Origin of the sequence: Mycolicibacterium pallens, assembly GCF_019456675.1 — a bacterium.
GTDB classification, from domain to species: Bacteria; Actinomycetota; Actinomycetes; order Mycobacteriales; family Mycobacteriaceae; genus Mycobacterium; species Mycobacterium crocinum.
Genome location: NZ_CP080333.1, coordinates 2,312,539 through 2,339,061, shown reverse-complemented (window position 1 = coordinate 2,339,061; position 26,523 = coordinate 2,312,539). Strand labels below are relative to the sequence as shown.

The 26,523-nt window shown below is 68.0% G+C and carries 24 protein-coding genes; 12 read left to right on the top strand and 12 right to left on the bottom strand.

Annotated features, from left to right (window positions below):
• Positions 1 to 174: 174 nt before the first annotated feature.
• Complete coding sequence (gene sthA / locus K0O64_RS11515; RefSeq protein ID WP_071945737.1) at positions 175 to 1,587, top strand: Si-specific NAD(P)(+) transhydrogenase; 1,413 nt, start codon at positions 175 to 177, stop codon at positions 1,585 to 1,587.
• Positions 1,588 to 1,591: 4 nt separating this feature from the next.
• Here the strand turns inward: sthA and K0O64_RS11510 are convergent, their stop codons facing one another.
• Entirely contained in the window at positions 1,592 to 2,371 is a 780-nt protein-coding gene (locus K0O64_RS11510) for a trypsin-like serine peptidase (RefSeq protein WP_071945739.1), read from the bottom strand.
• 217 nt (positions 2,372 to 2,588) lie between these two features.
• Here K0O64_RS11510 and K0O64_RS11505 point away from each other — a divergent pair, with 217 nt between their 5' ends.
• Genes K0O64_RS11505 through K0O64_RS11495 form a run of 3 tightly spaced genes read left to right on the top strand, consistent with a single transcriptional unit; the run spans position 2,589 to position 5,340 of the window.
• A complete protein-coding gene (locus tag K0O64_RS11505) occupies positions 2,589 to 3,563 on the top strand; it encodes a proteasome assembly chaperone family protein (protein WP_071945741.1) in 975 nt (324 codons plus the stop codon).
• 32 nt (positions 3,564 to 3,595) lie between these two features.
• Entirely contained in the window at positions 3,596 to 4,630 is a 1,035-nt protein-coding gene (locus K0O64_RS11500; protein ID WP_096311176.1) for an alpha/beta fold hydrolase, read from the top strand.
• 23 nt (positions 4,631 to 4,653) lie between these two features.
• Positions 4,654 to 5,340 (top strand): PhzF family protein, encoded by a 687-nt coding sequence (locus tag K0O64_RS11495; protein ID WP_096311175.1) that lies wholly within the window; start codon positions 4,654 to 4,656, stop codon positions 5,338 to 5,340.
• Between the two features lie 6 nt (positions 5,341 to 5,346).
• Here the strand turns inward: K0O64_RS11495 and nrdR are convergent, their stop codons facing one another.
• The gene (nrdR, locus tag K0O64_RS11490; protein ID WP_047330084.1) at positions 5,347 to 5,811 is read right to left on the bottom strand and encodes a transcriptional regulator NrdR; all 465 of its coding nucleotides are present in this window, start codon (positions 5,809 to 5,811) and stop codon (positions 5,347 to 5,349) included.
• Positions 5,812 to 5,902: 91 nt separating this feature from the next.
• Positions 5,903 to 6,385, bottom strand: a complete 483-nt coding sequence (locus tag K0O64_RS11485) for a LysM peptidoglycan-binding domain-containing protein (RefSeq protein ID WP_220046369.1) — start codon at positions 6,383 to 6,385, stop codon at positions 5,903 to 5,905.
• A gap of 215 nt (positions 6,386 to 6,600) precedes the next feature.
• On the opposite strand from K0O64_RS11485, the gene lexA reads away from it, so the two are divergent.
• Positions 6,601 to 7,296, top strand: coding sequence for a transcriptional repressor LexA (gene lexA, locus K0O64_RS11480; protein ID WP_071945749.1), 696 nt, complete (start codon positions 6,601 to 6,603; stop codon positions 7,294 to 7,296).
• 18 nt (positions 7,297 to 7,314) lie between these two features.
• Here lexA and K0O64_RS11475 read toward each other — a convergent pair whose 3' ends face one another.
• Together K0O64_RS11475 and K0O64_RS11470 are read right to left on the bottom strand one after the other, a co-directional pair.
• A complete protein-coding gene (locus K0O64_RS11475) occupies positions 7,315 to 9,462 on the bottom strand; it encodes an LGFP repeat-containing protein (protein ID WP_220046368.1) in 2,148 nt (715 codons plus the stop codon).
• Positions 9,463 to 9,682: 220 nt separating this feature from the next.
• Positions 9,683 to 10,855: an acyl-CoA dehydrogenase family protein gene (locus tag K0O64_RS11470; protein ID WP_071945753.1), complete on the bottom strand. Its 1,173-nt coding sequence runs from the start codon at positions 10,853 to 10,855 to the stop codon at positions 9,683 to 9,685.
• 101 nt (positions 10,856 to 10,956) lie between these two features.
• Here K0O64_RS11470 and K0O64_RS11465 point away from each other — a divergent pair, with 101 nt between their 5' ends.
• Together K0O64_RS11465 and K0O64_RS11460 are read left to right on the top strand one after the other, a co-directional pair.
• The gene (locus tag K0O64_RS11465; RefSeq protein ID WP_071945755.1) at positions 10,957 to 13,239 is read left to right on the top strand and encodes a molybdopterin-dependent oxidoreductase; all 2,283 of its coding nucleotides are present in this window, start codon (positions 10,957 to 10,959) and stop codon (positions 13,237 to 13,239) included.
• Positions 13,240 to 13,335: 96 nt separating this feature from the next.
• Positions 13,336 to 14,784, top strand: coding sequence for a PE-PPE domain-containing protein (locus tag K0O64_RS11460; RefSeq protein WP_071945758.1), 1,449 nt, complete (start codon positions 13,336 to 13,338; stop codon positions 14,782 to 14,784).
• Here the strand turns inward: K0O64_RS11460 and hflX are convergent.
• From hflX to K0O64_RS11435, 5 genes are all read right to left on the bottom strand, one after another.
• Positions 14,781 to 16,184, bottom strand: coding sequence for a GTPase HflX (gene hflX, locus K0O64_RS11455; protein ID WP_071945760.1), 1,404 nt, complete (start codon positions 16,182 to 16,184; stop codon positions 14,781 to 14,783). The genes K0O64_RS11460 and hflX overlap by 4 nt on opposite strands.
• 73 nt (positions 16,185 to 16,257) lie before the next feature.
• Positions 16,258 to 17,127 (bottom strand): diaminopimelate epimerase, encoded by an 870-nt coding sequence (gene dapF / locus K0O64_RS11450; protein WP_071949937.1) that lies wholly within the window; start codon positions 17,125 to 17,127, stop codon positions 16,258 to 16,260.
• A 4-nt stretch (positions 17,128 to 17,131) separates the two neighbouring features.
• Entirely contained in the window at positions 17,132 to 18,058 is a 927-nt protein-coding gene (gene miaA, locus K0O64_RS11445) for a tRNA (adenosine(37)-N6)-dimethylallyltransferase MiaA (RefSeq protein ID WP_425574825.1), read from the bottom strand.
• Entirely contained in the window at positions 18,046 to 18,729 is a 684-nt protein-coding gene (locus K0O64_RS11440) for a class III extradiol ring-cleavage dioxygenase family protein (protein ID WP_071949938.1), read from the bottom strand. The genes miaA and K0O64_RS11440 overlap by 13 nt, the downstream gene beginning before the upstream one ends.
• Before the next feature lie 20 nt (positions 18,730 to 18,749).
• The gene (locus K0O64_RS11435) at positions 18,750 to 19,637 is read right to left on the bottom strand and encodes a DMT family transporter (protein ID WP_071945764.1); all 888 of its coding nucleotides are present in this window, start codon (positions 19,635 to 19,637) and stop codon (positions 18,750 to 18,752) included.
• 218 nt (positions 19,638 to 19,855) lie between these two features.
• On the opposite strand from K0O64_RS11435, the gene K0O64_RS11430 reads away from it, so the two are divergent.
• Positions 19,856 to 21,181, top strand: a complete 1,326-nt coding sequence (locus K0O64_RS11430; protein WP_071945766.1) for a DUF349 domain-containing protein — start codon at positions 19,856 to 19,858, stop codon at positions 21,179 to 21,181.
• On the opposite strand, the gene K0O64_RS11425 is transcribed toward K0O64_RS11430, so the two are convergent.
• The gene (locus K0O64_RS11425; RefSeq protein ID WP_372507713.1) at positions 21,178 to 21,759 is read right to left on the bottom strand and encodes an Rv2732c family membrane protein; all 582 of its coding nucleotides are present in this window, start codon (positions 21,757 to 21,759) and stop codon (positions 21,178 to 21,180) included. The two genes, K0O64_RS11430 and K0O64_RS11425, sit on opposite strands and share 4 nt — an antisense overlap.
• Complete coding sequence (gene miaB, locus K0O64_RS11420) at positions 21,756 to 23,282, bottom strand: tRNA (N6-isopentenyl adenosine(37)-C2)-methylthiotransferase MiaB (RefSeq protein ID WP_174714117.1); 1,527 nt, start codon at positions 23,280 to 23,282, stop codon at positions 21,756 to 21,758. The genes K0O64_RS11425 and miaB overlap by 4 nt, the downstream gene beginning before the upstream one ends.
• Positions 23,283 to 23,399: 117 nt before the next feature.
• On the opposite strand from miaB, the gene K0O64_RS11415 reads away from it, so the two are divergent.
• Genes K0O64_RS11415 through K0O64_RS11400 form a run of 4 tightly spaced genes read left to right on the top strand, consistent with a single transcriptional unit; the run spans position 23,400 to position 26,523 of the window.
• The gene (locus K0O64_RS11415; RefSeq protein ID WP_071949940.1) at positions 23,400 to 24,128 is read left to right on the top strand and encodes an amino acid ABC transporter ATP-binding protein; all 729 of its coding nucleotides are present in this window, start codon (positions 23,400 to 23,402) and stop codon (positions 24,126 to 24,128) included.
• 20 nt (positions 24,129 to 24,148) lie between these two features.
• Positions 24,149 to 24,970 carry a glutamate ABC transporter substrate-binding protein gene (locus K0O64_RS11410; protein WP_071945770.1) on the top strand — a complete coding sequence of 274 codons (822 nt, stop codon included), beginning with the start codon at positions 24,149 to 24,151 and terminating at the stop codon, positions 24,968 to 24,970.
• A 12-nt stretch (positions 24,971 to 24,982) separates the two neighbouring features.
• A complete protein-coding gene (locus K0O64_RS11405) occupies positions 24,983 to 25,663 on the top strand; it encodes an amino acid ABC transporter permease (protein WP_071945772.1) in 681 nt (226 codons plus the stop codon).
• Entirely contained in the window at positions 25,660 to 26,523 is an 864-nt protein-coding gene (locus K0O64_RS11400) for an amino acid ABC transporter permease (protein WP_071945774.1), read from the top strand. Before K0O64_RS11405 ends, K0O64_RS11400 begins: the two co-directional genes overlap by 4 nt.

Sequence of the window (26,523 nt, the reverse complement as noted above, 5' to 3'; positions counted from 1 at the left end):
GCCAGACGGTCGCAACCGGCGCCGACCAAACCGCGCCGTCGAGCACCGATTAGCCCAGGGTTGGGGATGAAGTCGGATCTGGGGATCGATCCGCGAGGGCCGCGACGCATTGTTCATGTCGTATTGACACGGTCGGCATGCGAGATTCGGCAAACCGGCGTACACCTTGTCCTCATGAGTGTGGAATACGACCTCGTCGTGATCGGCTCGGGACCCGGCGGCCAGAAGGCGGCCATCGCCGCGGCCAAGCTGGGCAAGACGGTGGCCGTCATCGAGCGCGGGCAGATGCTCGGTGGTGTCTGCGTCCAGACCGGCACCATCCCGTCCAAGACGCTGCGTGAGGCCGTGCTCTACCTGACCGGTATGAGCCAGCGCGAACTGTACGGCGCCAGCTACCGGGTCAAGGACAAGATCACGCCCGCCGACCTACTGGCCCGCACCGAACACGTGATCCGCAAAGAGGTCGACGTGGTGCGAAACCAGCTGATGCGCAATGGAATTGAGCTCTACGTCGGGCACGGCCGGTTCGTCGACGAGCACACCGTCGAGGTGGAGGATCCCACCCGCGCCGAGCACATCACCGTCAGCGGCCGCTACATCATCATCGCCACCGGCACCAAGCCCGCCCGGCCCGCCGGCGTCGAATTCGACGAGAACCGGGTGCTCGACTCCGACGGCATCCTGGATCTCAAGACCATCCCGGGTTCGATGGTGGTCGTCGGCGCCGGGGTGATCGGCATCGAGTACGCCTCGATGTTCGCCGCCCTGGGCACCAAGGTCACCGTCGTGGAGAAGCGTGACACGATGCTGGACTTCTGCGACCCCGAGATCGTCGAGGCGCTGCGTTTCCACCTGCGTGACCTGGCGGTGACGTTCCGGTTCGGCGAGGAGGTGACCGCCGTCGACGTCGGCTCGGCCGGCACCGTCACCACGTTGGCCAGCGGCAAGCAGATCCCTGCCGAGACCGTCATGTACTCGGCCGGACGGCAGGGCCAGACCGACCACCTGGACCTGGCGAACGCCGGCCTGGAGGCCGACAACCGCGGCCGGATCTTCGTCGACGAGAAGACGTTCCAGTCCAAGGTCGACCACATCTACGCCGTCGGCGACGTCATCGGCTTTCCCGCCCTGGCCGCCACCTCGATGGAACAGGGCCGGCTGGCCGCCTACCACGCATTCGGCGAGCCGACAGCCGGCATGACCGTGCTGCAGCCGATCGGCATCTATTCGATCCCCGAGGTGTCCTACGTCGGGGCCACCGAGGTCGAACTGACCAAGGCCGCGATCCCCTACGAGGTCGGGGTCTCCCGCTACCGCGAACTCGCCCGCGGACAGATCGCCGGCGACTCCTACGGCATGCTCAAGTTGCTGGTGTCCACCGAGGATCTCAAGGTCCTCGGCGTGCACATCTTCGGCACGGCGGCCACCGAGCTGGTGCACATCGGCCAGGCGGTGATGGGTTGCGGCGGGACCATCGAGTATCTGGTCGACGCGGTCTTCAACTACCCGACATTCTCGGAGGCCTACAAGGTCGCGGCCCTGGACGTGATGAACAAGCTGCGCGCCCTGAACCAGTTCCGCCGCTGACCGCTCAGCAGTCGCTGTCGAACGACGTCGGCGCGTCGTCGCCCGGGCCGCCTGCCTCGGCGCGGGCCAGCAGGGCGGCGGTCGCCGCGTCGAACGGCGACGAGTACGAGATGTTGTCCTGGCAGCCGCCGCCGTCGCGTCCGCCGATCACGCCGGTCACCGTCGCGCCGGCGATCCACGGGCCGCCACTGGTCCCGTCACCGAGGCCGTTGCAGCGCAGCCAGGGATAGCCCCCGTCCACGCCGGCGGTCGTGTCACAGCCCAGCGGCGGTCCGCCGTCGCCCAGCGGGTAGCCGATCACCGTGACCGGACCGGAGGGGGCCGTGCCCAGCGTCAGGGCCTGACCGGTCACGGCTTCGATGCTGCCGCCGGCGGGTCGGCTGACCCGCGCGACGGCGTAGTCGGCCTTGGGGTCCTGGGTGGCGACCCAACGGGGGTCGAGGTACACGGTGTCGACGGTCCAGACAGCACCGGGAGCGGCGCTCTGGTCGAATCCCGGCACGAACGTGGTGGGCAGGCCGGCAGCCAAGCAGTGCGCGGCGGTCAGAATCAGGTCCTGGCTGGTGGAGTGGATCACCGAGGCGGTACAGGTGTGGGTATCGGTGCCGCCGAGGAACAGGGCGCCCACGGCGGGGCGGGGCGCCACCGGCCGGGCGTCGGTGACCACCGATTGCGCCGCACTGGGCTCCTCGGCGGCTTTGGCCCGCGGTTCGGCCGTCGAACGGCAGCCGGCGACCAGAACCGCGGCCAAGGCCAGGTTCAGTGCCACCGATGCAGTTCGCATGGCTCGATCATGCCCGATTGGGGCGTTGCGGACCTGCCTCGAGGATTGACACCGGGGAACGGCGGGCACGCCACCTGCGTTGTGCAACACGGGCGCAATGACAGCGCTCACCCGAATCTGTGCCCGATGTCGCCGGCCCAGCGGATCCTGCGAGACACTGGTTGTCACGGTAGAAGGGGACGACGACGTTCCCGGGCACCGCGAGGAGGCGGAGACGATGACTGACGAGCAGGGACAGCAGTACCAACCCGAGCAGACCGGAATGTACGAACTGGAGTTTCCGGCGCCGCAGCTGTCCGCGCCCGACGGGCGCGGACCGGTGATGATTCATGCTCTTGAGGGGTTTTCCGACGCCGGCCACGCCATTCGCCTGGCTGCTGATCACCTCAAGGCCAAGCTCGACACCGAGCTGGTGGCCTCCTTCGCCATCGACGAGCTGCTCGACTATCGGTCGCGCCGGCCGCTGATGACGTTCAAGACCGACCACTTCACCGACTACGACGATCCGCAGCTGAACCTGTACGCCCTGCGGGACAGTCTGGGCACACCGTTCCTGCTGCTGGCCGGGCTGGAGCCGGACCTGAAGTGGGAGCGGTTCGTCACCGCCGTCCGCCTGCTGGCCGAGCGTCTCGGGGTGCGCCAGACCATCGGGCTCGGCACGATTCCGATGGCGGTCCCCCACACCCGGCCGGTGACGATGACCGCGCACTCCAACAACCGCGAGCTGATCACCGACTTCACCCCGTGGGTCGGCGAGGTGCAGGTGCCGGGCAGCGTGTCCAACCTGCTGGAGTACCGGATGGCCCAGCACGGCCATGAAGTCATCGGCTTCACCGTTCACGTGCCGCACTACCTGGCCCAGACCGACTTCCCGCCGGCCGCTGAGGCACTGCTGGAACAGGTCGCCAAACTGACTTCGCTGCAGGTACCGCTGCGCGCCCTGACCGATGCCGGCGAAGGTATCCGCACCAAGATCGACGAGCAGGTCGAGGCCTCGCCGGAGGTCGCTCAAGTGGTGACGGCCCTGGAGCGCCAGTACGATGCTTTCGTTGCCGCTCAAGAGAACCGGTCGCTGCTGGCGCACGACGAGGAACTCCCCAGTGGCGACGAGTTGGGCGCGGAATTCGAGAAATTCCTCGCTCAGCACGCCGAGGACTTCAAAGACGGTTTCAACGACACCGGCGAAACCTGACGAAGCCCACCGCACCGATGATGGGGTTGGCCATGACGCAACAGAAGTCTCAGCGAAAGCCCAATCTGCAACCGGTGCGGGACGTGACACCCACACTGCACTTCCGGACCATTCACGGTTACCGGCGGGCGTTCCGGGTGGCGGGCTCCGGTCCGGCGCTGCTGTTGATCCACGGGATCGGTGACAACTCGACGACCTGGCATTCGGTGCACAGCACGCTTGCCCAGCGGTTCACCGTGATCGCCCCGGACCTGCTCGGGCACGGACAATCCGACAAGCCGCGGGCCGACTACTCGGTGGCGGCCTACGCGAACGGCATGCGCGATCTGCTCAGCGTCCTCGATCTCGACAAGGTCACCGTGGTCGGGCATTCGCTCGGCGGTGGGGTGGCGATGCAATTCGCTTACCAGTTCCCGCAATTGGTCGAGAGGCTGATCCTGGTCAGTGCCGGCGGCGTGACCAAGGAAGTCAATGTCGCACTGCGGGCGGCCTCGCTACCGATGGGCGGTGAGGCGTTGGCGCTGCTGCGGCTGCCGATGGTGCTGCCCGCGTTGCAGGTTGCCGGCCGTGTCCTGGGCAGCGTGTTCGGCTCGACGGGTCTGGGTCGCGACCTGCCCGACGCGCTGCGCATCCTGGCCGACCTGCCCGAGCCGACCGCATCGTCGGCGTTCACCCGCACGCTGCGCTCGGTGGTGGACTGGCGCGGGCAGGTGGTCACCATGCTGGACCGATGTTATTTGACCGAATCCGTTCCTGTGCAACTCATTTGGGGCGATCAAGATGCGGTGATCCCGGTCAGCCATGCACGGATGGCACATTCGGCCATGCCGGGCTCGCGGCTCGAGATCTTCGGCCGCTCCGGGCACTTCCCGTTTCACGACGACCCCGAACGCTTCGTGGAAGTCGTCGAGAAGTTCATCGATTCCACCGCTCCCGCCGAATACGACCAGGACGCCCTGCGGGACCTCCTGCGCAGCGGGCTGTCCGGGCGCGCGGTCACCGGTTCGCTGGACACCCGGGTCGCGGTGCTCGACGCGTTGGAGGCCGACGAGCGCAGCGCCACCTGACTCAGCGGTCGTACAGTCGACATATGACCGTCGACGTGACTGTGCTGCGGGTGTTCACCGATGCGGGAGGCGACTTCGGCAATCCGCTCGGCGTGGTGGACGCGGCCACCGTGCCCGCCGGTGAACGACAACGCATCGCCACCGAATTGGGTTACAGCGAAACGATATTCATCGACCTGCCGACCGATGGATCGACCACCGCGCACGCCCGCATCTTCACCCCGGCCACGGAACTGCCCTTCGCCGGGCATCCCACGGTCGGTGCGGCCTGGTGGTTGCGCGACCGTGGCACGCCGATCCGCACCCTTCAGGTGCCGGCGGGCATCGTCGGAGTCAGCTACGACGACGACCGCACCGCGATCCGCGCTCGCGCGGAATGGTCACCCGAATTCGCCATTCACGATCTGCGTTCGGTGGACGAGGTGTTGGGCGCCGATCCAGACGACTACTCCGATGACGCCGAGCATTACATCTGGGCGTGGGTGGATCGCGATGGAGGACACATCCGGTCGCGGATGTTCGCCTCCGACCTCGGCGTTCCCGAGGATGAGGCGACAGGCTCGGCGGCGGCGCGGATCACCGATTACCTCAGTCGCGACCTGACCATCACACAGGGCAAGGGCTCGCAGATCTATACAACATGGGATCCGGAGGGATGGGTGCTGATCGCTGGCCGCGTGGTCAGTGACGGTGTGCGACAGCTGGATTGAGAAGGTTCAGCCGGAGGTGCCGACGGCGCGATGGGCGCGCAGCGCCTCGATCTCGCGCTCGAAGTCCTCAGCGGAGCTGAACGAGCGGTACACCGACGCGAACCTCAGATAGGCGACTTCGTCGAGTTCGCGAAGCGGCCCAAGAATGGCCAGGCCGACCTCATGGCTGGGGATCTCCGGGGAACCGGCCGCCCGCACGGTGTCCTCGACCTGCTGAGCGAGCAGATTAAGTGCGTCGTCGTCGACGTCGCGGCCCTGACAGGCTCGGCGCACGCCGCTGATGACCTTTTCTCGGCTGAACGGTTCGGTGACGCCGCTGCGCTTCACGACCGCGAGCACTGCGGTTTCCACGGTGGTGAATCGCCGGCCGCATTCGGGGCAGGACCGGCGCCGCCGGATGGCCTGACCTTCGTCGGTCTCGCGGGAGTCGACGACGCGGGAGTCCGGGTTGCGACAGAACGGACAGTGCATGACCGCTCCTTCGCTCCGCCGTGGTCCGATGATTCGAACCACTGAGAGCCTACCTGCGCCGTCTGTCGAGCGGCCACGGCCAGCACGGTGGTCAGCCGATCGGCGCGATGAGCGTCTGCCCGGCGTCCAGTGACGCCGACTCGAGCTTGTTCAGGTCGCGGATGCGTTGCATAACCTGTCCGGCGGGCGCATCCGGTGCGACCCGCCCGGCCAGCTGCTGCAGCGTCTCCCCTGCCTGCACCTGAACGACGGCGAGCTGGTCGGGCATCTGTTCGCTGGCCGCCGGCGAGCCACTGAAGTGGCCGACCATGCCGAGCCACAGCGTGATCAGCGCGGCCACCCCGGCCAGCGCGATCGTCACAGCGGTGCTGACCGGCCTGCGCGTGTGCGGAGCCCGGGAGAAGGCGACACCGGTGCCGCGGTACTGGATCGGCGCGATCGCCGGCCGGGCCGGGTGCGGCCGGTAGGCGCGAGGTCCTGCCGGACGGCGCCGAGCTGGGGCGACGGGCGCGCCGGACGTCCGCCGGTAAACCGGTGCCGGGATGAAAACCTGTCGATCATCGATGACTGTCATGTCTGAAGTCCTTCCCTCGAAGCCGCCGCTGTTCGCTCTTGTGTTCGAAATATACTCGATCATGCGTTCGAAAACCGAACATGTGAGCGAGCGTGTTCGAAGGATAAATCCGACCACCGACAAGTTTTGTTCCGATCACCGTCGATCCGGACCGGATCGCGACACGGTCGAACAAATGTTTGAATTTCTCGACATGCGCGACTACATTCGGCCCCATGAGCGACCGCAGTGAGACATCGGGTACCGACACAAGCCGCCGCGATAACGCCGACTCCGGGCTGACGGAGCGGCAGCGAACCATCCTCGAAGTGATCCGGGCTTCGGTCACCAGCCGCGGCTATCCCCCGAGCATCCGGGAGATCGGCGACGCCGTCGGCCTCACCTCGACATCGTCGGTGGCGCACCAGCTGCGCACCCTCGAGCGCAAGGGCTACCTGCGCCGCGACGCCAACCGACCCCGAGCCGTCGACGTCCGCGGCGCCGATGAGTCCGTCACCCCGGTGCGCACCGAGGTCGCCGGTTCGGATGCCCTGCCCGAGCCGACGTTCGTGCCGGTTCTCGGGCGCATCGCCGCCGGCGGCCCGATCCTGGCCGAGGAGGCCGTCGAGGACGTCTTCCCGCTACCGCGCGAACTGGTCGGCGAGGGTTCGCTGTTCCTGTTGAAGGTCGTCGGCGAATCCATGGTGGACGCCGCGATCTGCGACGGTGACTGGGTCGTGGTCCGTCAGCAGAACGTGGCCGACAACGGCGACATCGTCGCGGCGATGATCGACGGTGAAGCGACGGTCAAGACGTTCAAGCGTACGGGTGGTCAGGTCTGGCTGATGCCGCACAACCCGGCGTTCGACCCGATCGACGGCAACGCCGCCGCCATCCTCGGCAAGGTCGTCACCGTCATCCGCAAGGTCTAGCCGGAGGAGGCGAAAGCCTCACTCCGCCTTGTGGAATCCATTCGCCTGCGCGAGTTCCTCACTGGCGAACCACACCTCGGGCACGGTGTCGTTGTAGAGCGCAGAGTCCGGGGTGTAGTACAGCCCGGAATGCGTATTGGCCTTGACCACATAGCCTTCCGGCGCCTGATAGGGGTCAGACAGCGGAAGGTGGATCGCCGGGCGGTTGGCTGCCGCTTCGGTGTGGACATCCGACGACAACACCTCGGCGGGCGCCGTGGACGCGTCCTCTTCGTCCTCGATGTCGACCACATCGGACTCGACGATGTCGTCGGGGTCCGGCTCGACCGGCTCGGGCTCCGGCTCGAGCTCCGGTTCGGCGGCGCGACGACGCCGCGGCGTGCCGAGCTCACCCAGGTTGAGCCGCCACATCGACTGCGACTCCCCGAGGTTCACCGCTGCATGACGGCCGGAATCGCTTGATTCCTCGTCGTCGAGTTCCTCGACCTCGGCGTACTCCAGTTCGGCAGGGGCCTCGTCGATGTCATCGGCCTCGTAGCCGCCGGCCTGCTCAGCCTCGTCGGGTATGCGGGTCGGCGTGGTGTCGATCGAATCCTGATCGCCGTCGAACACATCTTCGGGGCCCGGCTGCGACTTCTCGCTGTCCTCGGGCGCCCAGCCGAATCCCGGCGCCGCGGCGACCTGTGCGCCGCCACCGTCGGGATAGGTCGAGAACCGCGAGGCGGCAGAGGCCTCGGGCGCGCCGACGGCCTCATGCGGCCAGTGATCGTCGTCGTCGTAGTCCGAGTCGTGAAAGTCGTCCTCGATCTCGTCGCCGGCACGGCGGCGCCGCTGCAGCCACAGCAGGCCCAGCCCGATCACGGCCAGCAGCAACAACACCGGGATGATGATCAGCAGCCACCACCAGTGGAATGCGGACCCCTTGCCGGAGGTGGCGCCCGACGGGCCGGCCTGTGCCCCGGCTGCGGCCGGCACCTGCACACCGGCCAGCGACCCGGCCAGCTCCGGCGGTTTGGTGGTGAATGTGTTGCTGGCCTTGTCCCAGGAGATCTCGCCCCCGCTGAACTTCTGGGTCACGGTGTCGCCGTTGACACTCTGCTCACCGGTCGGCACACCGAGCTTGCCCGTCGCCCCGCCCAGCTTGGCCCAGGCGGCGTTGATCGCACCGCGGACCACGATGGCGCCGTTGTCGGGCGTCCAGAAGATGACCGGCTTGTCGGCCGCGCTGAAGGCGCTGACCCGGCTGTTGGGCGCGCCGCCGTCGGCTTCGGTTCCGGTCGGCAGGCCCAGATCGCCGGTCGGTCCGCCGGCGGCTTCGTACTTGGCCAGGATCGCGCCGGTCACCGCATGCGCGCCGGTGGCCGGTGAGTAAAAGATCTTGCCGCCGGCGTAATCCTGTGCGGCGCCGTCAGTGCCGATGGGCTGCTGGGCACCCTGTCGGGCACCGAGCGGTCCCGAGAGCCCGCCCGCGGCGCGCCAGGCCTGGTTGATCGCCGTCGTCGCGTCGCTCGGCACCTCCACACCGGCCAGGTTGTTGGCCAGTTCGGGCGGCACGGTGCTGAAGGTCTTGGCGGCGGTGTCATACGAGATCTCGCCGCCGGTGAACTTCTGGCTCACGACGCTGCCGTTGTAGGTCTCGTCCGCGGTGGGCACGCCCATCGTGCCCGCCGAACCGCCGAGCTTGTCCCACGCCGCATTGATCGCGCCGCGCACGACCCAGGCGCCGGTGTCGGGAGTCCAGAAGATCGCCGGCTTGTCGCTGGCACTGAAGGTGCTCACGCGACTGTCCGGTCCGACCAGGCCGGGCACCGAATCGATGGTCGGGAAGCCGAGGTCGCTGTCGGCGGGACCGCCGAGCGCGGTGTACTTGTCCAGGATCGCCCCGGTGAGCAGGTGCGCGCCGGTGGCCGGGGTGAAGAAGATCTTGCCGCCGCTGAAGTTCTGGGCGAACCCGTCGCCGACGGCGTAGACGTCGCCGTCCTTGGTGCCTACCGAGGAGGTATCACCACCGGCCGCCTGCCACGCCTGATTGATGGCATCGCTGGCGTCACTCTGGGGGTCCGCGATCGCGCCGGGCGCCCACAGCAGCGCAGCCGCAGCCGTCGCGAAGACGCCGAGCGCCATCCGCCCGACGCCTCTACTGAGACGACTTCCAAGCCTGGTCATGCACTCTCCCCGTAGTTTCGGTCAAGATGCTTCCCCTCATCCTCCGTGTCAACTGTGCTTCAGCACCTCACGACACGCGGCGTTTCTCAGAGATAACCGACGCGTTGACGGGCCAAAATACGCGAAAAGCCCAGGACAAACCTGGGCTCGTCGCCGGCACCCGACGCATCGGTAGCCGCTCGCACATGACCGAAAGAGCAGTTCAGCGCCCTTCGCCGGGCTAGACGCCCAGGCTGCGGCCGATGATTTCCTTCATGATCTCGGTGGTGCCGCCGTAGATGGTCTGGACGCGGGCATCGAGATACGCCTTCGCGACCGGATATTCCCGCATGTAGCCGTAACCGCCGTGCAGCTGCAGGCAGCGGTCGACGAGATGGACCTGCTTCTCGGTCGAGTACCACTTCGCCATCGACGCCTGCTCGGCGGTCAGCTTCTTGTCGAGGTGCAGCCGGATGAATTCGTCGACCATGATGCGGACGGCGGTCGCTTCGGTGGCCAGCTCGGCCAGCAGGAAGCGGCTGTTCTGCTGGCTGCCGATCGGCTTGCCGAACGCCTTGCGCTCCTTGGTGTACTGCAGCGTCTGCTCGAGGACGCTCTCCATGGCCGCGGCCGCCATGACCGCGATGTTGAGGCGCTCCTGCGGGAGGTTCTGCATCAGGTAGATGAAGCCCTGACCCTCCTCACCGAGCAGGTTCTCCGCCGGAACCTTGACGTCGGTGAAGGACAGTTCGGCGGTGTCCTGGGCGTCCAGGCCGATCTTGTCCAGGTGGCGGCCGCGCTCGAAGCCCTCCATACCGCGCTCGACAACCAGCAGCGAGAAGCCCAGCGCGCCCTTCTCCGGGTCGGTCTGGGCCACCACGATCACCAGGTCGGCGTTGACGCCGTTCGTGATGAACGTCTTCGAGCCGTTGAGCACGTAGTGGTCACCCTGCTTGACCGCGCGCGTCTTGATGCCCTGCAGGTCGCTGCCGGTGCCCGGCTCGGTCATCGCGATCGCGGTGATGTATTCGCCGCTGCAGAACTTGGGCAGCCAGCGCTGCTTCTGCTCCTCGGTGGTGAGCTCCAGCAGATACGGGGCGACGACGTCGTTGTGCAGCCCGAATCCGAGGCCGCTGTAGCGGCCGGCCGCGGTCTCCTCGGTCAGGATCACGTTGTAGCGGAAGTCGGCGTTGCCACCGCCACCGAACTCCTCCGGCACGGCCATGCCGAGGAAGCCCTGCTTGCCGGCCTCGAGCCAGACCCCGCGATCGACGATCTTGTCCTTCTCCCACTGCTCGTGGAAGGGGGCGACGTGCCGCTCGAGGAACGACCGGTAGGCCTCGCGGAACAGCTCGTGCTCGGGCTCGAACAGGGTCCGCTCGTACTTGACGGTTGCGTTCTTCTCGACAGCCATGGGTTCCCTCCGGACGGCGTGGGGTTTGCGCACGAGAATAACCAACCGGATGGTTGGTCGCCAAAATCACAGGTCGGGGCGCCGCCGCCTAGAATCACTGGGTGCCTGACGCCCGCAGGAGCCTCACCCACTGGGGAGCGTTTCACGCTGAGGTCGCCGACGGCGAGATCGCAGGCGTCACCCCGTTCCCCGGGGACACCGATCCCTCTCCCCTGCTCGGCAACATCCCCGGGTCGCTCAAGCACTCGTCGCGCATCGCCACGCCCGCCGTCCGCCGCGGATGGCTGCGCGACGGCCCCGGGCCCAGCACTGCACGCGGCGCCGACGAGTTCGTCGCGATGGACTGGGACGAACTGACCGAGCTGCTCGCCGGCGAGCTGCGCCGGGTCGTCGACACCTACGGCAACGAAGCGATCTACGGCGGGTCCTACGGCTGGGCCAGCGCCGGCCGGTTTCACCACGCACAAAGTCAGGTGCATCGGTTCCTGAAAATGCTTGGCGGATACACCTTTTCGCGGCACTCATACAGCTTGGGCGCCACCGGGGTGATCATGCCGCGGGTGGTCGGCACCCACGATGACCTGTTCAAGCGGTCCACCGAATGGAACGTCATCGTCGAACACACCGACCTGCTGGTGTGCTTCGGCGGGGTGAATCTGAAGAACACCGGCATCAACCACGGCGGCACCACCGGGCATCCGGCACGCGAAGCGCTGCAACGGTTCCGCGCCAAGGGCGGACGCATCGTCTCGATCAGCCCGCTGCGCAGCGACGTCGACGGCGACTGCCGCTGGCTGCCTGCGGTACCGGGCACGGACGTGGCGATCATGCTGGCGCTGGCGTACGTGCTGGCCACCGAGAACCTGGCCGACCGGGAGTTCCTCGAGATCTACTGCACCGGCTACGAGCGATTCGAGCGGTACCTGCTCGGCACCGACGACGGCGTGCCGAAATCACCGCAGTGGGCTGCCGAGATCTGTGGGATCGACGCCGCTGTCCTCACCGAGCTGGCCACGACGATGGCCTGCAAGCGCACGATCGTCACCGTCAGCTGGTCACTGCAGCGGCTGCGCCACGGCGAGCAGGCTCCCTGGATGGGACTGACCCTCGCGGCGATGCTCGGCCAAATCGGGCTTCCCGGAGGCGGATTCGGCCACGGGTACGGCTCGATGAACGAGCCGGGCCTGCCGCCGCTGCGGTACCGGCTGCCGGCACTACCGCAGGGCTACAACCCGGTGCAGACGTTCATCCCCGTCGCGGCCGTCAGCGACATGCTGCTGCACCCGGGTGAGAATTTCACCTACAACGGGCGCATCCTGACCTACCCCGACATCAGATGCGTGTACTGGGCCGGCGGCAATCCCTTTCACCACCACCAGAATCTGTCCCGGCTGCGGCGGGCACTCGGGCGGGTGGACACCGTCGTGGTGCACGAGCCGTACTGGACGCCGATGGCGCGGCATGCCGATATCGTCGTGCCGTCGACCACCGCGTTCGAACGTGACGACTTTTCCGGGTCCCGCAACGACCCGCTTCTGGTGGCGATGCCCGCGCTGGCGCCGCCGTTCGCCACGTCCCGCGACGACTACACCACCTTCGCTGCGCTCGCACAGCGACTCGGCTTCGGCGAGCAGTTCACCGAGGGACGCACCGCCCGACAGTGGTTGCAGCACCTGTACGAAAAGTGGTCGGCAGAAATCGATTTCGCTGTTCCCGAGTTCGACCAGTTCTGGGCCGACGGCGTCGTGCGGCTTCCCGTCGAGACCGGACTCACCCTGCTGGCCGACTTCCGCGCCGACCCGCAGGCACACGCACTGGCCACACCGAGCGCCAAGATCGAGATTTTCTCCGACGACATCGCCGGGTTTGACTACCCGGACTGCGCCGGCCACCCCCGCTGGTATGAGCCCACCGAGTGGCTGGGTGGGGAACGTGCCCAGCGTTTTCCGCTTCACCTGATCGCCAACCAGCCCGCCACCCGGCTGCACGGCCAGCTCGACGGCGGTGCGGTCAGTCAGGGCGCGAAGGTCGAAGGCCGCGAGCCGATTCGGATCCACCCCGCCGATGCCGCACAGCGGGGCCTGGTCGGCGGTGACGTGGTACGGGTGTTCAACGACCGCGGGGCATGCCTGGCCGGCGTGGTGATCGACGAGGCGCTGCGGCCGCAGGTGGTGCAGCTGTCGACCGGCGCGTGGTACGACCCGCTGGATCCGGCCGACCCGGACGCGATGTGCGTGCACGGCAATCCCAACGTGCTGACCGATGATGTCGGCACCTCGTCGTTGGCTCGCGGGTGCACCGGCGCCGCCGTGCTGGTTCAGGTCGAGAAGTTCACCGATCCGCTCCCGCCGGTGCGGGCGCATGAGCCCCCGGTGATTCGGTAGCAGTTTTTCTCAGCTTTTTCTCACATTCGGCTCACGCCATAAGTGCGCTCATGCCATGATCGCAGCAATCTCGATATCGACGAAGAGAGTTTGCTGATGCGTAAAAATCTCCGCACCGCCGCGCGCTCGGCGATGGTCGCCGCCCTGGCGATGCTCGCGGCCGTCGTTCTTGCCATCACCAGCACGATCACCTCGGCGGTCAGCCTGGCGGCGGTGGCTTTGATCGTCCCGGGCACGGGCACCCCGGATCCCTCGGTGCCGCCGCTTGGCACTAACTACATGGAAAACGCAGTGAACTACTACATCCAGCCGCTGGATCCGGCCTGCGCGACGGTCTGCACGCCCGAGCCGGTGCCCTACATCGCGCAGTTCTGGCCGTTCCCGTTCGCGGGCTGGGGCGGTCTCAACGGCGCCAAGTGGAACGTGTCCGTGGCCAGCGGTGTGCAGAGCCTCAACGACCAGATCGCCGCCGCCAACACAGCCGACCCTGGCGGCGACATCGTGATCTTCGGATACTCGCAGGGCGCGACGGTGTCGAACATCGTCAAGCGGCAACTGGCCGACGCCAACGGCGGAGTCATCCCCGACCGGTACTCCTTCGTCCTCATCGGTGACCCCCAACGCCCGAACGGCGGCCTGTTCGAGCGGCTGGCGCTGCTCGGCACCGTGCCGATCCTGGACGCCACGTTCGGCCAGCCGGCCCCCACCGACACCACGGTGCTGCCCGCGGTGAACACCACCGACATCGCGTTCCAGTACGACGGGGTCGCCGACTTCCCGGCCAACCCGCTCAACGTGCTGGCCGACCTCAACGCGCTGGCCGGGTTCTGGTACATCCACGGCAACTACCTGTCGCCGCGGGGCACCCAGCCGGCCACCGAACTCCCCTACGGCTACACGATTCCGGAGCTTCAAGTGGCGATCGACTGCTCGCAGAGCCCGAAGAACTGCCAGACCTACAACGACACGCTCTACATCACGATCCCGGCCAAGACCCTGCCGATCATGCAGCCGCTGCTGGACATCGGCGCGGCGACCGGCACCACCGCGATCATCAAGCCGTTCGTGGACCTGATCTCGCCGGTCACCCGGGTGCTGATCGAAACCGGTTATGACCGAAGCAATTACGGCCGGCCGACGCCGTTCACCATCTTCACTCCGATCGACCCGGTGAAGCTGAGTGTCGACCTGGCCAAGGCGGCCGTCCAGGGTGTCCGCGACGCACTGGGTGACCTCGGTGTGGCGGTTCCGGCGGCGCCGTCGACGCCGGCGGCGACCCCCACGAGCACGCTGGCCGCCGCAACCACCAGCGCGTCGGCAAGCAGTGAGCCGACCGCCCAGAAGTCGGGCACCGAGACCGCCTCGAAGCCGGTACAGCGCAAGGCCTCCAGCCGTCCCAGCCTGACCGCCAAGTCCGAGAAGCCCAAGACCGACGACACGGTGAAGAGCACCGGTAAGCCGGCGAAATCTGGCCTGGGCAAGAGCGGAAAGCCCTCGGCGGCAAGCGCTTCCGCTCAGGAAAGCTCGGCGAAGGACGCGGCCTAGCTGGCGTAGTCGCGCAGGCCGGCGGCCAGCGCGGCGGGCACCCGAGCTTTCAGGCGGGTGCCCGCTTCGGTGTGCTCGACGGCGTCGACATGTCCGTCGCTGTGCAAGCGCGCGACGAGATCGCCGCGGTCATACGGGATCGTCACGTCGACGGTGACCTCCCGCGGCTCGACGAGCTCGCCAAGCCGACTGCGCAGGCGCTCCAGTCCCTCGCCGGTGTGGGCCGAGACGAAGACCGCGCCGGGCAGCGCCCGACGCAGCTGTGCCAGCGTCAGGTCGTCGGCGGCGTCGATCTTGTTGACCACCAACAACTCCGGAGCCGGGGGTGCGTGGTGATCGTTCTGCACCTCGCGGATCACCTGCCGAACCGCCTCGATCTGGGCCAGCGGGTTGCTGTCGGACCCGTCGACCACATGCACCAGCAAGTCGGCGTCGACAACTTCTTCCAGTGTGGAGCGGAACGCCTCGACCAACTGAGTGGGCAGGTGCCGGACGAACCCGACCGTGTCGGTCAGCACGAACGGCCGTCCGTCGTCGAATTCGCCTCGGCGAGTAGTGGGTTCGAGGGTGGCGAACAACGCGTTCTGGACCAGTACACCGGCACCGGTCAACGCGTTGAGCAAGCTGGATTTGCCCGCGTTGGTGTAGCCGACGATCGCGATCGACGCGGTGTCGCTGTACAGCCGGCGGCTGCGTTGCGTGTCGCGGATCTGCTTCATGTCTTTGATCTCGCGGCGCAACTTGGACATTCGCTCGCGAATGCGGCGCCGGTCGGTCTCGATCTTGGTCTCACCGGGGCCGCGGGTACCCACACCTCCGCCGGCCCCGCCGGCGCGGCCACCGGCCTGCCGCGACATCGACTCACCCCAGCCGCGCAGCCGCGGCAGCATGTACTCCATCTGGGCGTAGGCCACCTGCGCCTTGCCTTCCCGGCTGGTGGCGTGCTGGGCGAAGATGTCGAGGATCAGTGCGGTCCGGTCGATCACCTTGACCTTGACCACCTTTTCCAGCGCGTTGAGCTGGGCGGGGCTGAGTTCGCCGTCGCAGATCACGGTGTCGGCGCCGGTCGCGATCACGATCTGGCGCAGCTCTTGAGCCTTGCCGGAGCCGATGTAGGTGGACGGGTCGGGCTTGTCGCGGCGCTGGATGAGTCCTTCCAGCACCTCGGAACCCGCGGTCTCGGCCAGTGCGGCCAGCTCGGCGAGGCTGGCTTCGGAATCGGCCGCGGTGCCCTCGGTCCACACCCCCACCAGGACGACCCGCTCCAGGCGCAGCTGGCGGTACTCGACCTCGGAGACGTCGGTGAGTTCGGTGGACAGCCCGGCGACGCGCCGCAGCGCGGCGCGGTCCTCGAGCGCGAGTTCGCCGACGCTGGGGTCGGAAGAGTCAGGTTTCGTCATAGGCCTTGCGTGTCAGAAGCGGTAATCGATGGTGTCACGCCTGTCCAACGTGGCGCATCCGAATAACGTGCCGTCAGTGCTGGGCCGCCCACCAGGCGTCGGCGAGTTCGCCGTGCGCAACGAGGACCGACGGGCCGCGCAGCGAGCTGGAGGTGTGGCTGACCTCGACGGTGACCTCGCCGCCGGGGATGCGGACCCGCATGGTGCCCGTCGACAGGTTGAGATGGTTGAGCGCGGCGACCGCCGCGGCCACCGTCCCGGTACCGCAGGAGCGCGTTTCGCCGACACCACGCTCGTGTACCCGCATGGTGACCGCGCCATCACGGGCAATGGTCAGCACCTCGACGTTGACGCCGTCCGGGAACTGGCCGCGGTCGAACACCACCGGCGCGGCGACGTCGAGCGCGGCCAGCGCCTGTTCGGTGAGGCCGGGATCGAGGCAGGCCAGGTGCGGGTTGCCGACGTCGACGCCGACACCGGTGAAGTGCCTGCCGCCGACGGTGGCGGTGCCGGTCCCGAGCAGGTTGACCTTGCCCATGTCGACGGTGACCTCGGCCTGCAGCCCGTCGGCGTGGTGTACGACGACCGGCCGCGGACCGGCCAGGGTGCCGACCACGAACTCGTCGCGCTTCTCCAAGCCGCTCGCCCGCAGGTAGTGCGCGAACACCCGGACCCCGTTGCCGCACATCTGCGCGATCGAGCCGTCCGCGTTGCGGTAATCCATGTACCAGTCACCGGCATCGACCCCTTCGGGAAGCCGATCCAGCACACCGGCGTCGACGACGGCCCCCGCGGTCGTGACCCGCAGCACGCCGTCGGCGCCCAGCCCGCGGCGCCGGTCGCACAGCGCGGCCACGGCGGCGGGCGCCAGGTCCAGCTGTGCGGGCAGGTCGGGCAGCAACACGAAGTCGTTCTCGGTGCCGTGCCCCTTGGCGAAAATCACGAGTTCAGGATACGTCCCGCCACCGGGAGACCACCTGGTCGGCGAGGTCAGCGGCCGCACCGCCGAGCCAGTGGATGCGATGGTCGCGGCGAAACCACGATCGCTGCCGACGCACGTAGCGCCGGGTGCCGATGAAGGTCAGTTCGCGAGCCTGGGCCAGTTCCTCCTCGCCGCCCCCGGCGTCGAGCGCGGCGAGCACCTGGGCGTAGCCGAGGGCGCGGGCTGCGGTGACGCCCTGGCGAAGTCCGCCGCCGAGCAGCGTGCGCACCTCGTCGACCAGGCCGGCCTCGAACATGAGGTCGGTGCGCCGCGCCAGGCGGTCGTCGAGAATGCTTGTCTCCCAATCTAACCCGACGATCAGCGTACCCCAGCGGGGCGCTCCGATCCGGGGGGCCGACGCGGCGAACGGCTGGCCGGTCAGCTCGACGACCTCCAGTGCGCGCACGATCCGGCGGCCGTCGGTGGCCAGGATCGCCGCCGCGGCGGCCGGGTCGCGGCGGCCCAGCTCGGCGTGCAGCGCGCCCACCCCGATCTCGGCGAGCCGCTGTTCCCACCGGGCGCGCACGTCGGGGTCGGTGGCCGGGAACGCCCATTCGTCGAGCAGCGACTGGATGTAGAGCATCGACCCGCCGACGATCACCGGTGGCGCGCCGCGGGCCGCGATGGCCTCGACGTCCGCGGCGGCGGCCTCCTGATAGCGCGCGACGGTGGCGGTCTGCGTGACGTCGAGGACGTCGAGCTGGTGGTGCGGGATGCCGCGCCGCTCGTCGACGGTGAGCTTGGCGGTGCCGATGTCCATGCCGCGGTACTGCTGCATGGCATCGGCGTTGACGATCTCGCCGCCGAGCCGTTCGGCGACGTCCAGTGCCAGTGCCGACTTGCCGGTCCCGGTCGGCCCGATGACCGCGATGGGCCTGCTCACGGTTTCCAGACGCCGACGAAGTAGCCCACGCCGTACGGCGCGCCGTGCATCAGCTCGGTGGTCGAGCGTGGCGCGGGTCCGGTCAGCCCGGCCAGCACCTGATAGGCGACCCGGCCGACGATGCCGCCGGGAAGCCGGGTCAGCGCGTCGACATCACCTGCGCTCAGCGCCGCGTGCAGCGCGGCCTGAACCGGCACCGAGTCGGGGTCGTAGCCGCCGGGCGCCGACGGGGTCAACGTGTTGGCGCCGTCGGCCACCACCAGGACACCCACCGGCGCATCGATGGCGTCGATCTCGGTGCGTAGCGCGCGGCCGTAACCGATCGCCGTCCCCGCGTCGTGCTCGGCGTCGTACACCCGAACCTGGGCGCGGGCCGATGGATTGGCCTGCCCGCGAAGCCAGCCGGTGACCAGTGCGCACAACGGCAACGCCCGCACCGCGCCACCCGCGTCCGGGGACAGCGCGACGGGGACGTCGACCCCGTACCCGGCGAACGTTCCGCGGGTATTCGGCTCGATGACGTCGTCGGCCGCCCCGACCCCGATGGCGATCCAGCGGTCGGGCAGCTCGACGACAGCCGCCAGCGCTGCGGCGCGGAACCCGGCGACTTCGGCGGCGGCGCCGGCCAGCTCGGGCACCAGGACGGGCGCCGACGGCGTCAGGACAACGGCGGACAGCACGCCCAACACGGTAGTGGCCGTCAGCCCGCCACCGGCTCGGCGGCGGGCTCGGTCTGCGACGTGGCTTCGCCGTGGGCCAGTGCCGCGGTGGCGCACACCATCACCGCGACGGCCGTGATCAACATGAACCAGCCCGTGTCGCCGGGCCTCAGCGTCTCACCGAGGACGAAGATGCCCAGGACCGAGCCGACGATCGGTTCGGCCACCGTCATCGTCGGCAGCGACGCCGCCATCGACCCGGCCCGGAACGCCGATTGCTGCCACGCGGTCGCGGCCACCGCGACCAGCGCCCACGCATAGAGCTCGGGGCTCATCAGCACCGCCACGATGCCGTGGTCGATACGGCCGACGACACCCTTGGTCAGCACCGCGAACAGCCCCCACAGCGAGCCGGACACCAGCGCCAGCAGCACCGCCGCGGCGGGCTTTCCGGTCAGCACCTTCGCCCCGATCACGCACGCGATCAGCGCCGGGCCCATGATGGCGGCCACCCAGATCCACAGCTCGAGGCCCGCGCGGGAATGTCCTTCGGTGGGGTTGCCGACGGTGACGATCACCGCCACCGACGCCGCCAGCAGCACCGCCCACAACCATTGCGTGCGGGTCACCCGGCGGTGCGCGAAGTAGGCGCTCATCGGCAGGGCGAATAGCAGCGAGGTGACCAGCAGGGCCTGGACGAGAAGCACCGACCCGAACCCGAGCGCGGCCGCCTGGAATCCGAAGCCGGCGCCACCGGCCACACTGCCCAGCCACCACGTCTTGTCGCGCAGCAGCCGCTTGAACAACGCGATCGGGCTCACCTGCTCGTCGGTGACCTCATGTGCGGACCGCTGCTGGATCACGTCACCGACCGCGATGAAGAATGCGGCACACAACGCAAGCAGGACAGCGATATCCGCCTTTGCCATCAGTGATCTCCTCCACCCTCGACGCCGCCAGCGTGCCCGGCGATCACAAGAGTCCGCAACCTCAGACCAGCCAACCCGGGCGCACAGGTGGCATCGACCTGGTTCAATACCAACGAGGACGGCGGCCGAAGCCACGGACGCCGGCCACGGGAGTAATGGCGCCGCGTCGCGCGGCAGATGCGCGGGCTTCCCGCGCGGAGGGTAGGTGAGGCGAGTCCATGACCATTGACGAACCCAGCGCCGGCGGATCCCCGAAACCGGCCCCCCGACCGGGACCGCCGCGACCCGTCCCCAAGCCGCACGCCCCCACTTCCCCACTGGCGGTGCCGCCGTCCAGCGACCCGCATCGGTTCGGTCGCGTCGATGACGACGGAACGGTCTGGCTGATCACGTCGGCCGGTGAGCGCACTATCGGCTCGTGGCAGGCCGGCGACACCGAAGCCGCCTACGCCCACTTCGGCCGGCGCTTCGAGGATCTCGCCACTGAGGTCACGCTGATGGAGACGCGGCTGGCCTCCGGCACCGGCGACGCCCGCAAGATCAAGGCGGCGGCCGCCACACTGGCCGAAACCTTGCCCACCGCAAGCGTTCTCGGCGATCTGGACGCACTGGCCGCCCGGCTCGCCGCGATCCGCGACCACGCCGAGGAGACCGCCGCGGCCGATCGCGCCCGACGCGACGAGCACCGCGCCGAGCAGACCGCACGCAAGGAGGCGCTGGCCGCCGAGGCCGAAGAGCTGGCGGCAAGCTCGACGCAGTGGAAGGCCGCCGGCGACCGGCTGCGCGCCATCCTCGACGAGTGGCGGACCATCACCGGTCTGGACCGCAAGACCGACGACGCGCTGTGGAAGCGTTACTCCGCGGCGCGGGAGACCTTCAACCGGCGCCGCGGCTCGCACTTCGCCGATCTGGACCGGGAACGCGCCGGCGCCAAACAGGCCAAGGAACAGCTGTGCGTGCGCGCCGAGGAGCTGTCCGGGTCCACCGACTGGTCGGCGACAGCGTCGGCGTTCCGCGATCTGCTCGCCCAGTGGAAGGCAGCAGGACGGGCGGCCAAGGATGTCGACGACGCCTTGTGGCACCGGTTCAAGGCGGCACAGGACACGTTCTTCGCTGCGCGCAATGCGGTGAACGCCGAGCGCGACACCGAATTCCAGGCCAACGCCGCCGCCAAGGAAGCGTTGCTGGCGGAGGCGGAGAAGCTCGACACGTCGAACCTGGACGCGGCCCGCGCCGCGCTGCGGACGATCACTGACAAGTGGGATGCGATCGGCAAGGTTCCGCGGGAGCGGTCCGCCGACCTGGAACGCCGGCTGCGCGCGGTGGAGAAGAAGGTGCGCGACGCCGCGGACTCGGGGTGGACCGACCCGCAGGCGCAGGCCCGCGCCGAACAGTTCCAGGCTCGCGTGGAGCAGTACGAGCGGCAGGCGGAGAAGGCCGAAGCCGCGGGACGCACCAAGGATGCGGCCGAGGCCCGGGCCAACGCCGAGCAGTGGCGGCAGTGGGCCGACGCCGCGGTGGAATCGCTGGGTAAGAAGCGCTAGGTCGCGGCCGGCGGCTGCTTGCCTTCGCGGCGGTCGAGGTCTTCGAGCAGTGTGCGCGATTGACGTTCGCTCGCGGCAGCGCGCCGCTGTTCCTCAGCGGCCAGCTGCACCGCGGTGCGGGTCCAGACCACGCGCGCCCAGTGGAAGGTCAGCAGGATAACCGCCAGCCAGCCCAGCAGCAGGCCGATGCCCGGGCCGGGATGTCCGTGCACGGCGGTCTGACGCGACCAGACGGCCAGCAGCCCGAGCGCGCTGGACAGCGCCGAACCGGCCAGGGCGATCCACGCCAGGAACCAGCGCCGGGTGGTCAGCGCCAGCATCGAGAAGCCCACCCCGAACACCAGCGCGAACCAGGTGAACAGCCGCGACGGCAGCGCGATACCCACGCTGAGCGCCTTGCTGTCGCCCATCAGCACGTCGACGCCGCGGGCGCCGCCGGTGTGCGGCAGGATCAGCGACACCAGCAGGACGAACACCAGGATCGCCACCACCATGGCTCGGGCGCCCGGCTGGATCTCCCCGGCCACCTTGCGTTCGGCCTTTTCCAACTCTGCGCGGTATGCCTCGAAGTCACTCATAGCTGGCATCCCGTCGTCTCCTCGATCTGCGGTCGGCCGACCGGTGGCAGGCCCAGCCCGACCGTGCGGGGCCGCTGCCCGGCCGCGTGTGCGTCGCCGGCGCGGGTGCGGCGGTGACTGAGCAGCGGCGCATCGGCGATCAGGTGGTGCGGGGCGGCGCCGGTGACGGTGGTGGTGACGATGTCACCGGGACGAGGGGCGGCATCCCCCGGGGTGAAGTGCACCAGCCTGCCGTCGCGCGCGCGTCCGCTCATCCGAGATGTGCTGGCGTCTTTGCGGCCCTCGCCGGTGGCCACCAGCAACTCGACCTCACGGCCGATCTGGGCGGTGTTCTCCTCGAAGGAGATCTGCTCCTGCAGTTCGATGAGCCGGTCATAGCGTTCCTGCACAACAGCTTTCGGCAACTGACCGTCGAGTTCGGCGGCCGGGGTGCCGGGCCGCTTGGAGTACTGGAAGGTGAAGGCGGCACTGAACCGGGCCTGGCGCACCACGTCGAGGGTGGCGGCGAAGTCGTCCTCGGTCTCGCCGGGGAAGCCGACGATGATGTCGGTGGTGATCGCGGCGTGCGGCATCGCCGCGCGCACGCGGTCGATGATGCCGAGGTACTTCTCGGCGCGGTAGGACCGGCGCATCGCCTTGAGCATGCGATTGGATCCGGATTGCAGCGGCATGTGAAGGGCCGGGCAGACATTCGCGGTCTGGGCCATCGCGTCGATCACGTCGTCGGTGAATTCGGCCGGGTGCGGTGAGGTGAAGCGGACCCGCTCCAGGCCGTCGATGTCGCCGCACTGGCGCAGCAGTGCGGCGAAGGCGCCCCGATCGCGCGGCGTGCCCGGGTCGGCGAACGAGACGCCGTAGGCGTTGACGTTCTGGCCCAGCAGGGTGATCTCCAGCACGCCCTGGTCGACCAGCGATTGCACCTCGGCGAGGATGTCGTCGGGGCGACGGTCGACCTCTTTACCGCGCAGCGACGGCACGATGCAGAAGGTGCACGTGTTGTTACAGCCCACCGAGATGGAAACCCATGCCGCGTAAGCGGATTCACGTGCCGCAGGCAGAGTCGAGGGGAATTCCCGCAGCGACTCCTCGATTTCGACCTGCGCCTGCCGGTTGTGCCGGGCGCGGTCGAGCAGGGCAGGCAGCGAGCCGATGTTGTGGGTGCCGAAGACGACGTCGACCCAGGGCGCCTTCTGCAGCAGTCCCTCACGGTCTTTTTGAGCCAGACAGCCGCCCACTGCGATCTGCATGTCAGGGTCGGCCTGCTTGCGCGGCGCCAGGTGGCTGATATTGCCGTACAGCTTGTTGTCGGCGTTTTCCCGGACTGCGCACGTGTTGAACACCACCACGTCGGCGTCGGTGCCCTCGGGCGCGCGGTGGTAACCGGCGGCCTCGAGCAGGCCGGCCAACCGCTCGGAATCGTGGACGTTCATCTGGCAGCCGTAGGTCCGGACCTGGTAGGTGCGACCGTCTCCCGAACCGGGCAGTTCGCCCGCCGGATTGTTGTTGGTCAGCACCGATGTCACATGCTCATCGTACGGAGCGGTCCGAGGGACAGAGAAATCGCGGATTGATCAACGCTCGGCAAACTTGGGGTTACCTGGGTAGGGTCTGAATGCATGGGGCGCGACGGCGAACAGCCGATGATCTCGATTCAGGGCGTCAACAAGCACTTCGGCGACCTGCACGTTCTGAAGGACATCAACCTCGAGGTCGACCGCGGCCAGGTCGTGGTGGTGTTGGGTCCCTCGGGTTCGGGCAAGTCGACGCTGTGCCGAACGATCAACCGTCTGGAGACCGTGGATTCCGGCACGATCACCATCGACGGTGAGCAATTGCCTTCGGAGGGACGCAAACTGGCGCAGTTGCGCGCCGACGTCGGCATGGTTTTCCAGTCGTTCAACCTCTTCGCGCACAAGACCATCCTCGACAACGTCGCACTGGCGCCGGTGAAGGTGCGCAAAGTCAGTAAGGACAAGGCCCGCGAAAACGCGCTGTCGTTGCTGGAGCGGGTGGGGGTGGCCAATCAGGCCGACAAATATCCTGCCCAGCTGTCCGGCGGTCAGCAGCAGCGGGTGGCCATCGCGCGTTCGCTGGCGATGAACCCGAAGGTGATGTTGTTCGACGAGCCCACCAGCGCGCTCGATCCGGAAATGATCAACGAAGTGCTGGCCGTCATGAGCTCCCTGGCGTCCGACGGAATGACGATGGTCGTGGTCACTCACGAGATGGGTTTCGCCCGTCGCGCCGCCAACCGGGTGGTGTTCATGGCCGACGGAGCGATCGTCGAGGACGCCCCGCCCACCGAGTTCTTCGACAACCCGCGCTCGGAGCGCGCCAAAGACTTTCTCGGCAAGATCCTCAACCACTAAGGGCGAAAGGAACACCTGCTATGCCTGCACTCCCCCGTCTTTCCTGGCGGCTTGTCGGCGCTGCGGCGCTGGCGGTCGCGTTGCCGTTCGCCGCGACCGCGTGCGGCGGTGGCGGCAGCGGCGACAAGCTGGTGATCGGCACGAAGTTCGACCAGCCCGGTCTGGGATTGAAGAACCCGGACGGCACGATGAGCGGCTTCGACGTGGACGTGGCCAAGTACGTCGCCAAGGAACTCGGCTATCCCGAGGACAAGATCGAGTGGAAGGAATCGCCGTCCGGGCAGCGCGAGAACCTGATCCAGAACGGCCAGGTGAAGTACATCGTCGCGACCTACTCGATCACCGACGCGCGTAAGCAGAAGGTCGACTTCGCCGGGCCGTACCTGGTGACCGGCCAGTCCCTGCTGGTGCGCTCCGACAACAACGACATCACCGGCGCAGAGTCGCTGCAGAACAACAAGAAGCTGTGCTCGGTCAGCGGATCCACCCCGGCCCAGCGGATCAAGGACAAGTACCCGGGCGTCCAGTTGCAGCAGTACGACACCTACTCGGCGTGCGTCGAGGCGCTCAAGAACGGTGCGATCGACGCGGTGACCACCGACGAGGTGATCCTCGCCGGGTACGCCGCGCAGTCGCCGGGCGCGTTCAAGATCGTCGGCAAGCCGTTCTCCGAGGAGCGCTACGGCATCGGGCTGAAGAAGGGTGACAAGGAGTTGTGCACCAAGATCAGCGATGCGGTGAAGAAGATGGAGGCCGACGGCTCCTGGAAGGCCGCGTTCGACAAGAACCTCGGCCCGGCCGGCATCACCGCTCCGGCGCCGCCGGCACTCGACGGCTGCTGAGGTCGCGCGGGCGTGGAGGTCTTCAGCGAGTATCGCGGCCAGATCTTCGAGGCGTTCTGGACCACGATTCAGCTCACGGTGTTCTCCGCGATCGGAGCGCTGATCCTCGGTACGGTGCTGGCCGCGATGCGGCTGGCACCGGTGCCGATGCTGAATTGGCTGGGCACCTTGTATGTCAACGTGGTGCGCAATACCCCGCTGACGCTGATCATCTTGTTCTGTTCGTTCGGACTGGCGCAGACGCTGGGCATCACGCTGGTGGACGCGACGTCGGCAACGTCGATCGAGGACAGTAACTTTCGGCTCGCGGTGCTCGGGTTGACGGTCTATACCGCGTCGTTCGTGTGCGAGACGGTGCGTTCGGGGGTGAACACCGTGCCGTTGGGCCAGGCCGAGGCCGCGCGCTCGCTGGGCTTCACGTTCGGCCAAAACCTGCGAATGATCCTGCTGCCGCAGGCATTTCGGTCGGTGATCATTCCGCTCGGGTCGGTGTTGATCGCGCTGACCAAGAACACCACGATCGCGTCGGCGATCGGGGTGGCGGAAGCGGCGCTGCTGATGAAGGGGATGATCGAGAACACCGCGGCGCTGGTGACGGTGGGCACCATCTTCGCGCTGGGATTCGTGATCCTGACGCTGCCACTGGGCCTGCTGTTCGGGTGGTTGGGTAAGCGGCTGGCGGTGGCCCGATGAGTACGGCCTCGGTTCTCTTCGACGCGCCGGGTCCGCGGGCGCGGGTCCGCAACCGGATCATCTCGGTTGTCACGATTGTCATTGCGGCGCTGATCGTTTGGGCGGTGGTCGCCAAGCTCGCGAGCAAGGGTCAGCTGACGGCGGCCAAGTGGGAGCCGTTCCTGACCGGCAACCTGTGGAAGACCTACGTGCTGCCGGGTATTGAGGGCACGCTGACCGCCGCGGGGCTCTCGATCGTGCTGGCGCTGATTCTCGGCTTCCTGCTGGGGATGGGACGACTGTCGCATGTCGGCTTCATCCGGTGGCCCTCGGCGGTGATCGTGGAGTTCTTCCGCGCCGTGCCGGTGCTCATCATGATGATCTTCGCGTACTTCCTGTTCGCGCTGTACGACGTGTTCATGTCCACGCATCTGGCGCTGGCCGGTGTGGTGACGGGTCTGACGCTCTACAACGGTGCGGTGATCGCCGAGATCGTCCGCGCCGGGGTGAACTCGCTGCCCCGTGGGCAGAGCGAGGCCGCGGCCGCGCTGGGCTTGCGCTGGGGACAGACGATGCGGTCAATCCTGTTGCCGCAGGCCATCACATCAATGCTGCCGGTGCTGGTATCACAGTTGGTGGTCGTGCTGAAGGACACCGCGATCGGCTACCAGATCACGTTCGTCGAGATGGTCCGCCAGGGCACGGTCGTCGGGTCGAGTTACGGCAACTACATTCCCGCGCTGATCGTGATCGCCCTGTTGATGATCAGCGCGAACTTCGCGTTGTCGGTGGCGGCCACGCGCCTGGAGCGACGGTTGCGTCGTTCCAAGCGTGCGGGTGTCCCCCAGCAGACACAGGCGGCGTTGGAGCCGGGTGACTAG

Coding starts and splice junctions, on each gene's coding strand:
- lexA (WP_071945749.1), top strand. CDS start 6,601: ATGAGCGACCGCAGTGAGACATCGGGTACCGACACAAGCCGCCGCGAT.
- K0O64_RS11435 (WP_071945764.1), bottom strand. CDS start 19,637: ATGGCAAAGGCGGATATCGCTGTCCTGCTTGCGTTGTGTGCCGCATTC.
- K0O64_RS11475 (WP_220046368.1), bottom strand. CDS start 9,462: ATGACCAGGCTTGGAAGTCGTCTCAGTAGAGGCGTCGGGCGGATGGCG.
- K0O64_RS11510 (WP_071945739.1), bottom strand. CDS start 2,371: ATGCGAACTGCATCGGTGGCACTGAACCTGGCCTTGGCCGCGGTTCTG.
- K0O64_RS11505 (WP_071945741.1), top strand. CDS start 2,589: ATGACTGACGAGCAGGGACAGCAGTACCAACCCGAGCAGACCGGAATG.
- K0O64_RS11415 (WP_071949940.1), top strand. CDS start 23,400: ATGATCTCGATTCAGGGCGTCAACAAGCACTTCGGCGACCTGCACGTT.
- K0O64_RS11460 (WP_071945758.1), top strand. CDS start 13,336: ATGCGTAAAAATCTCCGCACCGCCGCGCGCTCGGCGATGGTCGCCGCC.
- sthA (WP_071945737.1), top strand. CDS start 175: ATGAGTGTGGAATACGACCTCGTCGTGATCGGCTCGGGACCCGGCGGC.
- K0O64_RS11430 (WP_071945766.1), top strand. CDS start 19,856: ATGACCATTGACGAACCCAGCGCCGGCGGATCCCCGAAACCGGCCCCC.
- nrdR (WP_047330084.1), bottom strand. CDS start 5,811: ATGCACTGTCCGTTCTGTCGCAACCCGGACTCCCGCGTCGTCGACTCC.
- K0O64_RS11425 (WP_372507713.1), bottom strand. CDS start 21,759: ATGAGTGACTTCGAGGCATACCGCGCAGAGTTGGAAAAGGCCGAACGC.
- K0O64_RS11470 (WP_071945753.1), bottom strand. CDS start 10,855: ATGGCTGTCGAGAAGAACGCAACCGTCAAGTACGAGCGGACCCTGTTC.
- K0O64_RS11485 (WP_220046369.1), bottom strand. CDS start 6,385: ATGACAGTCATCGATGATCGACAGGTTTTCATCCCGGCACCGGTTTAC.
- hflX (WP_071945760.1), bottom strand. CDS start 16,184: ATGACGAAACCTGACTCTTCCGACCCCAGCGTCGGCGAACTCGCGCTC.
- K0O64_RS11400 (WP_071945774.1), top strand. CDS start 25,660: ATGAGTACGGCCTCGGTTCTCTTCGACGCGCCGGGTCCGCGGGCGCGG.
- K0O64_RS11410 (WP_071945770.1), top strand. CDS start 24,149: ATGCCTGCACTCCCCCGTCTTTCCTGGCGGCTTGTCGGCGCTGCGGCG.
- K0O64_RS11495 (WP_096311175.1), top strand. CDS start 4,654: ATGACCGTCGACGTGACTGTGCTGCGGGTGTTCACCGATGCGGGAGGC.
- K0O64_RS11500 (WP_096311176.1), top strand. CDS start 3,596: ATGACGCAACAGAAGTCTCAGCGAAAGCCCAATCTGCAACCGGTGCGG.